The sequence below is a fragment of the Prevotella sp. 10(H) genome (assembly GCF_000711235.1).
In the GTDB taxonomy this organism is placed as follows: Bacteria; Bacteroidota; Bacteroidia; order Bacteroidales; family Dysgonomonadaceae; genus Dysgonomonas.
On record NZ_JOMI01000005.1, the window covers coordinates 1 to 14,937 of the forward strand.

8 protein-coding genes are annotated in these 14,937 nt (G+C 35.6%); all 8 read left to right on the forward strand.

Going from position 1 to position 14,937, the window contains the following annotated elements; genetic code table 11:
* Nucleotides 1-245: 245 nt before the first annotated feature.
* The 8 genes from K348_RS0110765 to K348_RS0110800 all read left to right on the forward strand — a co-directional run bounded on the left by K348_RS0110765 (nucleotide 246) and on the right by K348_RS0110800 (nucleotide 14,924).
* Nucleotides 246-1,148 carry a hypothetical protein gene (locus K348_RS0110765; protein ID WP_029904967.1) on the forward strand — a complete coding sequence of 301 codons (903 nt, stop codon included), beginning with the start codon at nucleotides 246-248 and terminating at the stop codon, nucleotides 1,146-1,148.
* A gap of 628 nt (nucleotides 1,149-1,776) precedes the next feature.
* On the forward strand, nucleotides 1,777-2,901 hold the full coding sequence (locus K348_RS0110770) for a glycoside hydrolase family protein (protein WP_156032860.1): 1,125 nt from the start codon (nucleotides 1,777-1,779) through the stop codon (nucleotides 2,899-2,901).
* A gap of 317 nt (nucleotides 2,902-3,218) precedes the next feature.
* Nucleotides 3,219-4,097, forward strand: a complete 879-nt coding sequence (locus tag K348_RS0110775; RefSeq protein WP_029904969.1) for an AraC family transcriptional regulator — start codon at nucleotides 3,219-3,221, stop codon at nucleotides 4,095-4,097.
* Nucleotides 4,098-4,594: 497 nt separating this feature from the next.
* Nucleotides 4,595-7,822, forward strand: coding sequence for a TonB-dependent receptor (locus K348_RS0110780; protein WP_029904970.1), 3,228 nt, complete (start codon nucleotides 4,595-4,597; stop codon nucleotides 7,820-7,822).
* A 20-nt stretch (nucleotides 7,823-7,842) separates the two neighbouring features.
* Nucleotides 7,843-9,615, forward strand: coding sequence for a RagB/SusD family nutrient uptake outer membrane protein (locus tag K348_RS0110785; protein ID WP_029904971.1), 1,773 nt, complete (start codon nucleotides 7,843-7,845; stop codon nucleotides 9,613-9,615).
* Nucleotides 9,616-9,644: 29 nt separating this feature from the next.
* A complete protein-coding gene (locus K348_RS0110790) occupies nucleotides 9,645-10,847 on the forward strand; it encodes a glycan-binding surface protein (RefSeq protein ID WP_029904972.1) in 1,203 nt (400 codons plus the stop codon).
* Nucleotides 10,848-11,205: 358 nt separating this feature from the next.
* Complete coding sequence (locus K348_RS0110795) at nucleotides 11,206-12,312, forward strand: glycoside hydrolase family 5 protein (RefSeq protein WP_029904973.1); 1,107 nt, start codon at nucleotides 11,206-11,208, stop codon at nucleotides 12,310-12,312.
* An 89-nt stretch (nucleotides 12,313-12,401) separates the two neighbouring features.
* Nucleotides 12,402-14,924: a glycoside hydrolase family 2 TIM barrel-domain containing protein gene (locus K348_RS0110800; protein ID WP_231496778.1), complete on the forward strand. Its 2,523-nt coding sequence runs from the start codon at nucleotides 12,402-12,404 to the stop codon at nucleotides 14,922-14,924.
* Nucleotides 14,925-14,937: the final 13 nt, after the last annotated feature.

Consider the following 14,937-nt stretch of genomic DNA (forward strand, 5'->3'; position numbering starts at 1 on the left):
ACATATTTATATCTATTAAACATTTTTTCTTTGTAATTATAAAACAATTGAGTAATAGAAACCTTTTAGATTAAAAAATATTATCAGATAAATCATTTACTGTTTTACAAAACATATTTATATTCTTAACTCATCTTGGAGACAATTATTAATGTTTAAGATAAATAATGAAAATCTCAAACGAAATTTTAATAACAACCATTCGCAATTTCATTAATAATGAAAAGGAGCTTATACCACTTTTAATGTCTCTGTTAAATTTGGGAAAGCAATCGGTATATAGAAGGCTTAGAAATGAAATACCATTTACCTTCGAAGAAATTACAATATTATCTTCGCAAATAGGTTTTTCGATAGATGAAATCGTAGGCAGGTTGAATCAAAATAATGAAGTTGCCGCATTAATGAAAGATTCTAAATTGGCATCTCTGGATCAGTATTTAGGTTCAAGATACAAAGTAAATCAACTACTGGAAAGGATAAGGAAAGATGAAAATTCTAAAATCATAGCAGCGACCAACAGATTACCATATATATATACAGCTGCATATGAGAATTTGACTAAAATGGAATATTATAAATGGTATCACCAACAGCAAGAATATTTTACTGAGTTAACATTTAAGAAGTTTAAAATGCCTTCATCGATCATATCGGAAAGTAAAAAAATTATTTATAATGGTACACTCATAAATAAATATACTTTACTTCTGGATCAAAACATATTAAAGCCTATTCTGAAAGAAATCAACTATTATTATGAAAGGGATATGATCGATGATGATGAATTGTGTGTGTTACAAGAAGAGTTGTTGCAGGTTGTCAATGAATTGGAATCTCTTGCGACAAAAGGACATTACAAATCGGGCTCGGAAGTAAATATTTATTTATCTTCTTTAAATATTGGGTCTAATTGTATCCATCTGGAAAACGATAACAATGCATGTTTTGTTATATGGATGAATTCCACAGAACCTGTCACAATATTCAATAACAATATCTGTTCTGCTCAAAAGAGATTGATGCTGTCTTTAAAAAAATATTCTACACTGATTACCCAATGTAATGAATTCAGCCGTTCTATATTTTTTAAAAGACAACGGGAATCTATTATGAAAATGAAGGATGAGAGAAGTGTCTATTTATGATGATTTGATCTTACATTGTAGCGTGTGGTTTCGAGGAGAATTACCCAAATACTCCCTCAATAATTTCCCATTACCTTCCTAAAACAACCAATCATTCTTCCATAATTTTCCAGAGTAACATGCTCATTATCAATACAAATAATACCTTATTCATATTAATTCAGTTCAATCGGCATAAACCGGTAAATCAATGCTATAAAAATCGGAGTACAACAACTATCTTTAGTCTTCATTTACTATTCTCACCAATCACGATATCTGGAGATTAACGTGTTTTTATAGTAATACTTATTTATCATTCCAATGTGATTAAAAAGTATTATTATAAAAAGTTAGAAGTCGAATTTTATGCCTAAAAAACACTTTTATTCCCGTCAATATATAATATTCTTTTGTATATTTGATTATTTATAATGTAAAAAAGTATCACTAATGGATAATATAGTATTTGGATCATATACCATATAATAATACTTTTGTGATACTGGCTAGTGTCCTTAAGCACAGATGATATATTCATCAAATTATCTGCACTAAAAAAATTGAAAACTTAAATGCAAAATACACATGGATGGCCTTAGTTTTTATGATCACAGACTTTATTAACTAAATATTTTAATAAATTGAAATGAATATATCACGCGAGAATTTCATGAAGACTGCCACACTGATTACTGTATTGCTAATCACGATTTCGTCTATGACATTTTCGTGTGGAAAAACTCCGAAAGAAGAAAAACCATTTATAGATAAACTATTGCCTGCAATTAAAGACGGAGGATTTGAAATGTCTGACTATTGGATATGGGGAGCTTCAGTGATTAAAGGAGATGACGGGCAATATCATATGTTTGCTGACAGATGGCCTAAAGACTTGGGTTTTAAAGCATGGATAACTGCCTCTGAGGTTGTACATGCTGTATCAGAGAAACCTGAAGGGCCATACAGATTTGTAGATATAGCATTGCCTAAAAGAGGTATTGAATATTTCGACGGTTTAGTAACTCACAATCCGAGAATTATAAAATATGAAGATATATATTATTTATACTACTTTGGGACTACCTATGATTTTCCAATACCAAAAGCAGGTGAAGAATGGCAATCTGATTATTTTGAGAGAGCATGGATGAATAAAAGAATCGGCATAGCCTGGTCGAAAGATATTAATGGGCCATGGCATCGCCCCGATCATCCGGCAATAGAACCTCGTCAGGGAAAATGGGATAACAATATTACGACTAACCCCTCTCCTGCTATAACTCCTAACACGGGTAAAATTTTATTGATTTATAAATCGTCCCAAGATAATTCTTCTCCTCCCCTTCTATTAGGTGTTGCAGAAGCAGATAGCCCTTTGGGGGAATATAAACGCTTATCGGATGGTCCTATATTTAAATTCCAAGAAGATGATAAGAAAGATAATGATGTTGAGGATCCTTTTTTATGGCACAACGGGGAATATTACGAACTGATAATGAAAGATCGCTTTGGGCATATATGCGGAGAAGATGGGGGCGGAATACATGCCATATCCGATAATGGTATCGACTGGAAACTATCTTCTAAAATAAAAGCATATTCCAGAACGATAAAATGGAATGATGGTACAATTACCCACCAAGCCAATTTTGAACGCCCTTTTCTGCTTATCGAAAAAGGAAAACCAACATACCTATTTGCTGCAACCGGTGACGGCGATTCACCTTGGAATTTTACTCGTACATGGAATATGGTAATTCCACTTAAGTAAGATTGATCAGATAGGGAATATACCGGGAATAAGAACATAAGATACCATAAAAACCTTCAAATAAATTTCATTACCTTAAGTTGATAAGATTTTACTGAATAAAAGGAACTTGCAGAACAATATTATAATATTTGATGAGGTATTGGATGATGGTGAACTTATTTTCAAAATGAAAAGTTTATATTATTACGCTATAATTATCAACTGGAAGGAAGTTCTGGAACAAAACTTTATCATATATCAAAGGATTAGGATTTTAACTTTGATTTATTTCGGAATTATTGTAATATTTGTACAACCAATAAAACCCCAATTTTATGGATTCTGTTTTAAGAGAAGTAACCCCCCTATCTGAAAGAGATTGTTTTATGATATTTTCCCGAATAAAAAAGGAATTTACCTTCCCTATACATATTCATAAAGAATTTGAATTGAATTTTATAGAAAATGCAGCAGGCACCAAGCGTGTTGTAGGGGATAGTATAGAAGAAATAGATGATTTGGAACTAACACTTATTACCGGAGAAAACCTTCGTCATGGATGGTTTAACCACAACTGCAAATCGCAAGAAATTAAAGAAATAACCATACAATTTCACAATAATCTGTTCAATGAACACTTGCTTCAAAAAAATCAGTTCCAATCTGTAAAGGAATTGTTTGAAAAAGCTAAGTGTGGAGTTACCTTCTCAAAAGAAGCCATACAGGAAATAAAACCTCGTTTGTATGATTTGTCCAGCAAATACAAAGGAGCGCATTCGGTTCTTAAATTATTGGGGATTTTGTGTGATTTATCCCTTGACTCATTATCCCGTGTACTATCAAGTCAATCATTTAACGATAACTCCCATAATTACAATAGCCGGAGAATAGAGAAGGCTTATAGTTATATACTTGACAACTATGATAAAGAAATCAGACTATCAGATGTAGCTGATCTGATTGGAATGACTGAGGTTGCCTTTAGTCGATTTTTAAAACAACGTACGGGACGAACATTTATAGACTCTTTAAACAATATAAGATTAGGGCACGCCACCCGAATGCTTGTAGACACAACACATAATGTGGCTGAGATAGCCTTACTATGTGGCTTTAATAATTTATCAAATTTTAACAGAATCTTCAAGAAAAAGAAACACTGTACACCCAAAGAGTTTAGAGAGAACTATAAAGAGAGTCGCTTTTTTTTATAATGATACTTTTTTAGCATTATATTATAACAGAAAAGTATTATCCGCAAGAGAGCATCAACAGGTCTAACTAGATACTGGGATGCATAAAAAAGCTTTCCAATCATAAAATCACTTTCAAATTGTACACATTTGTGATATTCGATTGCATTTAACACAAAAAAGTACCACTAATGGATAATATAGTATTTGGACAAAATGCGATATAGTAATACTTTTGTGATATAAACTAAAGTGTTTTAATAATTAATGACTGCAATGAACGTACACAACTGATATTTTACTTGAATCTAAATACAAAATAGACACTGCAGAAGCCGAAGTCGGATGTTAATATTATTTAATATTTGATGAAGTAAAACACTCTTATAAAGTTAATGGGAACAATCTGAACCAAATTTAAAACAAGTACTATGTTAAAAAAACATTTAAGACAAAACGTAAAAGCAAAAAAAGGGAGCCGTTTTCATATAGGCTCAAAGTATTTAGCTTTTAATTTGATGTTAACCTTATGGCTGCTTTCTGGAAATATTTCAGCAGAAGATTTTAAATCTTCATATTTACTCTCACAAAGTATTTCGCAAAACTCATTTACGGTTAGCGGCAGAATAGTTGACAACAGCGGTACTCCTCTGATAGGCGTGACGGTAAAAGTAAAGAATGCTAAAGCGGGAACAATTACTGATACTGAAGGCTATTATACTATTGCAGTGGATGATCTAAACGGGGTATTAATTATATCTTACTTAGGATTTATTACACAAGAGGTAAAAGTAAACCGACGAAGTGTAATTAATATTACGATGGAGGAGAACGAACAGATTCTTAATGAAGTTGTGGTAGTCGGTTATGGCACTATGCGCAAAAGTGACCTTTCTGGAGCAGTAGTGCAAATGAGAGCCGATGATCTATTAAAAGGAAATCCGGCTTCTAGTATCAATCAGGCCTTACAAGGTAAAATGGCTGGTGTGCAAGTAAATCAAAATGATGGGGCTCCAGGTGGAGGCATCAACATACAGATTCGTGGTGTCAACTCATTCTCGACATCCTCGCAACCTCTTTATATTGTAGATGGAATTCCTTTTTCGCCACCATCATCACCTCAGTCAGCTGAAAACAAGGACAATTCTTTGGAAGGAAGTGGAAACGCATTATCGTTTATTAACCCTCATGACATCGAGTCTATCAATGTACTAAAAGATGCTTCTGCAACAGCAATCTATGGTAACCGGGGGGCAAATGGTGTTGTAATAATAACTACGAAAAAAGGAGTAAAGGGTAAACCAAAAATTGAGTTTGTTTCTAATTTCAGCACATCCCGCGTTCTGAAAAAGATGAATATGCTTGATGCCTATACCTACGCAAAATATATGAATGAAGAGATGGATAATGCAGTGAAATATGACGGTGCTTCATACTCAGATTATAATTTCCCAAGTCCGGGAGTATGGAAATACAATAAGGATGTCGAGGGCAATATCCTGACTGCTAGATACTACCCATCACCCGAGGACTATCTAAATCCGGGATGGTATACCGACGAATTTGGAAACAGTAAATGGGTGGAGGGAACAAACTGGCAGGATGAGGTGTTCCAATCTGCATTTTCTCAGGAATATAATTTACAGGTTTCAGGAGCTAATGATAATGGATGGTATGCTTTTTCAGGCAACTATCTCAATCAGGAAGGAATTATCCGCAAGTCGGGATTTGAAAGATATACATTGCGAGCAAACATAGGACAGCGTATAAATAAAATCATTGAAGTTGGGCTTAATATAAATTATACAAACTCAAAGACAGACTTTGCAAAAGGAAATTCAGTTGACTTCAGTGTTCTAAGATCTGCTTTGATATATCCGTCAACCGAATATTACGGAGATAATACTCAAGGCGATGATTTACTATGGCTATCGGCTAATCCTCGTACATACCTACTGGATAGCAAAAATCAAATGACAAGCTTTAATACATTTGTTTCAGCATATGCAGAATTAGAAATTTTCAAATCCTTAAAATTCAGACAAAACATAGGTATATCGCAATTCAATAATGAACGTAGTACATACTATAAACGAACTACCGGCGAAGGTTCAGTGGATAAAGTAAATGGACGAGGAGGATTTAGTGATAATAAGAGAAGTCATATCACGACAGAGTCTATGCTTACATACAACAATACATTCAATAAAATTCATAATCTGAATGCTGTAGTCGCTATGACTTATGAAACCGTAAGCACACAGGATAAATCTATGAGTGCTTCCCAATTCCCTACCGACATAACTGAAAATTATAATATGGGATCTGCATTGAATCCCGATCCATTATATTCTTATAAAGAAAAATCTCAAATAATGTCTTATCTCGGACGTCTGAATTATGTATTGATGGATAAATATATAATGACTGCCAGTTTCCGGATCGATGGTACCAGTAAATTCCATCCGGACGAACGTTGGGGAACATTCTTATCAGGAGCTGTGGCCTGGCGCGCATCGGAAGAAAAATTTATTAAAAACCTGAATGTATTCGATAATCTTAAATTCCGTTTCAGTTTTGGACAAACAGGAAATGAGCAAATCGGTTCTTACCAAACACTTGCTTTGCAGGGAGTAAGTAAATATCCTGTAAACGGAGCTCTTAAAAGTGGATTTAACAGCAAGTTAGTGAGTAATTCAAAATTGAAATGGGAAACAACAGATCAATATAACGTTGGTATTGACATGTCATTCCTTAAGAACAGAATCAACTTTACTGTAGATTATTATCATAAGAAAACAAATGATATTCTACAGGCAGTTAAAGTACCACCGTCATCCGGATTTGACTATATGACCCGTAATTCGGGCTGGGTATTCAATGACGGACTTGAATTTACACTGGGCGCACATATTTTACAAAAAACACCTCTAAAGTGGAGTATTGATGCTAACTTATCGTTCAATAGAAACAGGATTGGCGGCCTGGATGCGGATCAGTATTCAAACAGATTATGGTATCGTGCCGACAATGCGTTTATACAACGCAACGGGAATCCTATTGGCGCTATTTTCGGATACGTAGAGGATGGATTTTATGACAATGAAGCTGAGGTACGTGCCGATCCGAAATATACCAATGAAAGCGCAGCTATTGTCAAAGCAAAAGTAGGTGAAATCAAATATCGTGATATAGTCCCGGATGGTGAGATCAATTCGTCTGATATGACAATTATAGGTAATACCAATCCTGACTATCTGTTTGGTATCACGAACAATTTCGAATGGCGCGACTTTACATTCAGTTTCTTCTTACAGGGATCGGTAGGCAATGATATCTTTAATGGAAACATTATGAATGTTTCTATGACTAATATAGGAAACATCCCGGTTGATGCCTATAATGCGAGATGGACTCCTGAGAATACTGCAGGCGCTAAATGGCCGAGACCTACAACTTTGCAGAACAGAACATCTCTTATTTCCGACAGACATGTGGAAGATGGTTCATATGTCCGTCTTAAAAACATAAACTTAGGCTATACCCTTAGAAAACCAAAATTCCTGAAAGGAATTAATAGCCTCCATATTTATGCTAGTGCTACAAATTTATTTACAATAACAGACTATAGTTGGTACGATCCTGATGTAAATGCTTTTGGAGGTGACCCTTCGCGCAGGGGAGTTGATGTATACTCGTATCCTGGAAGCAAGACTTTTTCACTGGGATTAAAAGCTGAGTTTTAATACATATAAATATCACAAAGATGAAAAAATATAATTATTACATAAATAAGATAATCATCTGCCTTTTGGTGTTAGCAAGCGTACTAACTTCATGCGATCTGGATGAAACGACTTTTTCAGATATACAAACCAATCAGATACCCGATACAGATGATGGAGCTAATATGTGGGCTATAGGTGTGTATAATGGACTTACGCGTATGTTTGTATATGATGAATTTCCACGTTGCCTCGAATTAGATCAGGATTACATTACCGGACCTTCATGGGCCTTTGGAGAACTGGGAGGAGGAAACTTCCAGGGAACTGCGAAACAATCCGATGCTGTATGGAAAAGATCTTACGATCTGATAAACCGCTCTAATGAAGCAATAGAATATGTGAACCGGATGGAGAATGTTACTCCCAACCTGAAACAGCACATCCTGGGAGAAATGTATTTTTTACAGGCCTTCGGATACTTCCTGGTTGTACGTGCCTATGGAGATTCTCCTATATTCAAATATTCAATAAACCAGGGAAATGATCCGTATCAACCTCGTCAACCAATAGCCAAGGTATATGAGCATATCATAGACTTGTTATCCAAGTCAAAAGATATGCTATACAAAAACACCGATACTGAATTTAATAGCATGGAAGGTCGTGTATGTGCAGGAGCTGCAGCTACTCTATTGGCAAAAGTTTATGCAACTATAGGTTCGGCATCTATGCAAGGTGGAGAAGTAACTGTAAAAGGAGGAACTGCATTCAATTTGGTTATGGAAGATGGAAAAGAGGTAAAAAAATATACTGAACCTCAAAATATTGTCGTTCAAAAAGACCAAGTGAAGGGGTATGAATCTTTCAATTCTAAAGAATATTATGAAAAAGCCCAAGAACTGGCTTATGATATCGTTTATAATAAATCATACGGCAACCATCAATTGATACCATATAGCGAATTGTGGAAAAAAACCGGACGTAATAGTAGAGAACATTTCTTTGCTGTACAATTCAAAGAAGGAGATGAGGCAAACGGCGAATTATTTACCATGGCTTATTCTGGACAGATTGTGAATGGATATGTTCCGAGTGGAGGAGGTTTGTCACGGGGCATGCGTCATCATTGGTACAGGCTTTTTGAAGATAAGGACTATCGTATTACCGAGGGTGTTTTGCATCGTTTTGTACGTGAAAGTAATTTGTCATGGAATGGGGGTGGATATTATCCTAATAATGAAGAATACAAGATAAAAGCTACCGGATATGATAATGATGAAAACTATGTAGGCGAGCCTCAGGCTCCATACAATGACGGACGTTCCTATACTTCGGAATTCGGAGAAAATTATTTGGCATATACTACAAAATATGCAGATGTTACCAACCCTGCTTTACAACGAACTGATGCAATCTTTCCTTTCCTACGATTTGCAGACGCTGTATTGATTTATGCTGAAGCATCAAACGAGGTATCTGGCCCGAATAGCCAGGCGTTGGCTGCACTTAATGACGTACGTGCCAGAAGTAATGCATCTGCTAAATGGTTATTAGGACTTGGCGGCCTAAATACTAAAGAAAAATTCCGTTCGGCTGTACTTGAAGAACGTGCAATGGAATTTGCATTAGAAACTGATAGGCGATGGGATCTGATTAGATGGGGAATATATTTGCAAGTGATGAATGCTATTGGTGTAGATGAGATTAACACAGTGAAATCAAGGGAAAATAAACATCTTCTCTATCCGATACCTGATGATGAAATCCTTACGAACCATTCTATAACAGAAAATAACCCTGGCTGGAATTAATAACGCTTTCTTACATTAATAGAAATATTATGAAAAAAAATCTTTCAATATATCTGTACTTTGTCTTAGCCTTTGCTATTACACTAGTCTCATGTGACGACATAGTCACTTATAATGACAATTACGATCCGGGCACAACTTCATATGGACCTCCACAAATCTCTAAAGTATCATTGCTGAATGACAAAACAGGCAGCATAATTGAAGGCACTTTTAACCAGATGGTAGTAATTCAAGGAGAAAATCTTAGCGAAGTAAAGTCTCTGCTCTTTAATGATCAAGCTGTTGATATAAAAGAAATATATGCCATTTCGAAAGAAATTACAGTTGCTATTCCGGGTACAGTGCCGGACAAGATAACCAATACTATAACATTGGAAACAACTAAAGGATCTACAACATTTCCGTTCAGTATCAGTTTTCCAGACTTAATAGTTTCCAGCATATCTCATGAATTTGCTGCTGCTGGTGATGCAGTGAAGATCTATGGGGAGAACTTTAAGTTATACAATATTACACCAGAAAATGGAACTTTATTAGTAAATGGTAATCCCGCAACGATAATCACCACCTCCGAAACAGAATTAGAGTTTATTCTTCCAACAGGAGTAGTTGTTAATTCGAAGTTAAGTATGAGTAGCGAAAGATTATTGGGAGTGATAGGGCATGCTGTTGAAATTCCTTATTTCGATTATGGTATACAATTGACAAATTTCAGATCGTCGGATTATCTTACCCATTCTTCCACGAAAGCATATGCCACGGACGGGAGTAATGCCGGCGATCCGAGTCCGCTTATCCCTGGAACTTACTTCTCTCATTTCAAACTTGATAATGTAGGCGGTTGGGCATGGAAAAATATAATTGCAGGCTTTACTTATCGACTAGAAACACCGGAGGAGCTTGATGTTGTGGCAAGCCCGAATAATTATTATCTTAAATTCGAATTATATATAGATGAAGCTAATGCAATAGATAGAACATCTACTCAGTTTATACCAAATGTATCAGGCCTGACAACCGGATGGTACCCCGCTGCCAATGGTAATGCATACCATACTTCTGGTCGTTGGACTACAGTAACTCTTGATTTAGCGACATTTAATCTTGAAGGAACAGGACCTGTTGCAGGAGATAATGTATATAACCTTGCTTATATTTCGGGTGAATTGACTAATCCAAACCTCTCATGTTGTAATTTTCGTTTAGCTAAAAAGTTTGACGTAAAATAAAGATAAATTCAGTTACAGATTTTGAGAAATCTGTAACTGAATTTATCTTGACTTTTTAGCAAAGAAAGAAATAAGGAAGTGTTAATTTTTTAATTACAAACAACGAATGAAACGCTCCTTTATATAAAATACCTAATAAAGACACAACTAAAAAATGAGATATTTTGCATTCATTAATTAATTGCTAAGTATTTATTCATGACCAATATTTCTGTTATAGTAACATATAACTGTACCCTTTCTAAACCTTGCTCAATAGATTAAAATAACAAGGTCTCTAATGACTTATGATGATTTTTGTAAACAAAACATTCAAAACCGAAAAGTCAAGATGACTTTATATAAAAAGAATATTAGGATGAAAAAACTGATTCTATTTTTAATATTTACTATTAATGCTTTATACTCATGTGGTAGTGATGACGACAAAAGAACACCTCCTCCTCCGGAAGGTGGTGGAGATAGAGGGGGCACCTCCACAGAATACAAAGGCATTAAAGAGCATTTTGGAGTTAATCTCTCCGGGGCTGAGTTTGCTCAAGTCTATCCCGGTATTGATGGTACAAACTATGGATATCCCACAGCACAATGTCTTGATTATTTTAAGAAAAAGAATTTGATGTTAATACGTTTCCCTTTCCGTTGGGAACGTGTTCAGCATGTACTTAATGGTGACTTATACACCCCTGATATAAATAAAATGAAAACTTTCGTAAAAGCAGCCGAAGATCGCGATATGCTTATTATATTGGATATGCACAATTTTGCGAGAAGGTCATTGGATGGAGGGGCAACGTTGACAATAATAGGTACTACGCCATCTCTGACAGTAGCTCATTTAGCAGATGTATGGATGAAATTGGCTATGGAGTTTAAAGATTATAAAAATATATGGGCTTATGATATTATGAATGAGCCTTATGACATGCCTTCTACATTAAGTTGGTACGAAATGGCGCAAACTGTAATATACAAAATAAGGGCCGTTGATACTGAAACACCTATTATAATAAGTGGTGATTCTTTTAGTTCGGCATCCCGCTGGGCACAGGTAAGTGATAATTTGAAAAACCTGAAAGACCCTTCCAATAAATTGATCTATCAGGCTCATACTTACTTTGATGAAGATGCTTCAGGACAATATCAAAATTCGTATGATGCAAATCACGTTACTCCACAAACTGGAGTTGAACGGGTAAAACCATTTGTAGAATGGCTTAAGAAAAACAAAAAAGTGGGCATACTTGGCGAATATGGAATTCCGGATAATGATGACCGATGGAAGGTAGTTTTGGAAAATATGCTTGCTTATCTGCGTGACAATGGAGTTCCGGGAACATACTGGTCGGCTGGCCCTCGCTGGGGAGATTATAGCCTGGCAGTTCAGCCTACAAACAATTATACAAAAGACAGGCCGCAGATGTCCGTTCTTGAAAAATATACTAAAACCAAACAAGTCGAATAATTGAAACAATTTGTATTATGCGATATGGGATAAAAAATACTGTTATTGCGTTATTGATGATATCATTGCCATCTTTGGCTCAAAAATCAATGGATGACATTGATCGGGAAAGTTTTAAAGCCAGGTTTTACCCATTTGACAATAAAGGGCATTCGGTTGAAATGAGTAGTGAAAAAATCATACATCAGTCAGGTCTTTCAGATATTATTCTCGATGGTGAATGGTTACTTGTGGAAGGTGGTGATGAAAAAAACCGGATTCACAATACATGGATTAATTCTGTTAAGGCGAAAGTTCCGGGTAGCATCCATACTGCCTTGTGGAATGCAGAAATTATTCCGGACCCATATTTTGGACAAAACGATTCTATTGCCGAAAAACAAAGCTATAAGACATGGTGGTACAAAAAAGAGTTTTCGATATCAGATAAAATAAAAAATCCTATTTTACACTTTGGAGGCATAGCCAACAAATGTAGCATATGGCTAAATAATGTGAAGCTGGGAGACCATGAAGGCATGTTCGGCGAGATTTCTTTCGATGTGAGTAATTTATTAAAAGAAAAAAACACATTGATTATAAAGCTTGAGCCTATACCCCAAGTTTTTGAACCGGAAGGAACGTTCTTCGGAGGAGCAAATAAATCATGGCAGAATACAGTTGTTTTCAATTGTGTATATGGTTGGCATTATTCTCAGATACCTTCATTAGGCATTTGGCGTAGTGTGAAAATTATTAATCAAGCCGCCGTCGAAATAGAAAATCCTTTTATTACCACACGATCTATTGATGGAAAAATGTCGCTCCACCTAACATTGAGAAAGAATTCTGATAAATTGGATGGGATATTAAAGCTTAGTATTGCTCCTGAAAATTTTGAAGGAAAAGAACAATCTTTCGAATATAAAGTTTCGTCGCATCTGGAAAATAAAATATTAAATTTCGATTTTAATATTTCAGATCCTCAATTATGGTGGCCTAATGGAAAAGGCAAGCAAAATCTCTATAAAGCAATGATGTCTTTTGTTCCTATAAACGGAGAATCTGCTGATTACAAGGAGCTTTCATTTGGCATAAGGACAATAAGAATGGCTCCCCACCCAAAAGGGCCATCTCCTGATAAATATAACTGGACTTTTGTCATCAACAACAAGCCTATGTTTGTCAAAGGTTCAGGATGGTGCACAATGGATCCGCTAATGAATTTTTCCAAGCAACGTTATGATCGCTTCTTATCTGTAGCCAAACAGCAACATATACAAATGTTACGTGCATGGGGAGGTGGTATTCCTGAAACAGATGATTTTTACGATTTATGTGATCGTTATGGTATAATGATTATACAAGAGTGGCCGACAGCATGGGATTCACATAACACCCAGCCATATGATATGCTTGAAGAGACTGTTCGTCATAATATATTAAGAATACGCAATCACCCTTCGCTGGTGATGTATGGAGGAGGTAATGAATCATCCAACCCTTTTGGTAAGGCAATAGATATGATGGGACGTTACAGCATCGAACTTGATGGTACGCGTCCATTTCATAGAGGAGAAGCATGGGGAGGCAGTGATCATAATTATAATTGCTGGTGGGATGATGCCCATTTGAATCATAATCTGAATATGACTTCCCTTTTTTGGGGCGAATTTGGAATAGCATCTTTACCACAGAAAGAAAGCGTGATTAGGTATATAGGGAAGGAAGAACAAAATATATGGCCTCCAATAAAAAACAGTAATTTTTTACATCATATGCCAATTTTCGGGCAAGTAGGCGAAATGGATAAGTTGAAGCAATATTCAGGTTATTTTATGCCTGATGATAATATGGATTATTTCATCGCAGGTTCACAATTGGCTCAGGTAGTAGCCGTAAGGCACACTCTGGAACGCGCGCGTACTCGTTGGCCAGAGTCCACAGGAGCTTTGTATTACAAGTTGAATGATAATTACCCTGCAGTTTCATGGTCGTGTATTGATTGGTATGGAGCGATTAAGCCTCTTCATTATTTTGTACAAAATTCGTTTGAACCATTGGCAGCAGTAGTTTTGTTTAATCAAACAAATTTGACAGGCAACGATGCCGATCTTCCGATATTTTTACTTGATGATAATCTCAATTTGAAAGGTAAGAATTGGGAGGTAAAAATATCTTGTTATAATGAAAAACTGGAATGTATAGGTATGCAATCATTTTTTGGAGAAAGCAAACAAAAAGAAGTGACCCAACTCGGCACCTTTAAACTCGATAAAGAGAAAACTAAGGCCAAGGCTTTGCTATTTGTATCAGATATAGTTTCCGAAACAAAAACGCTTTTCCGTACTTTCTATTTCATGAATTTTGAAGTCAGAAAAGGGAGTTTGTACAACCTTCCGAGAACGACTTTGGAAACAAAGCGAACAGGAAATAGTTTGGTTATAACCAACACAGGTACGTATCCTGCCGTTGGAGTAAATATAATATGTCCGGGATATGAATCAAATCTTTCAGTTTCGCAAAACTTCTTTTGGCTCAATCCCATGGAATCCAAAACTGTTGAGGTAAATATAGATCAGCCGGTAATTACAAACTGCTGGAACAAAGAAGGTAATCCATTTATTAAATAAATATCAACTAAAA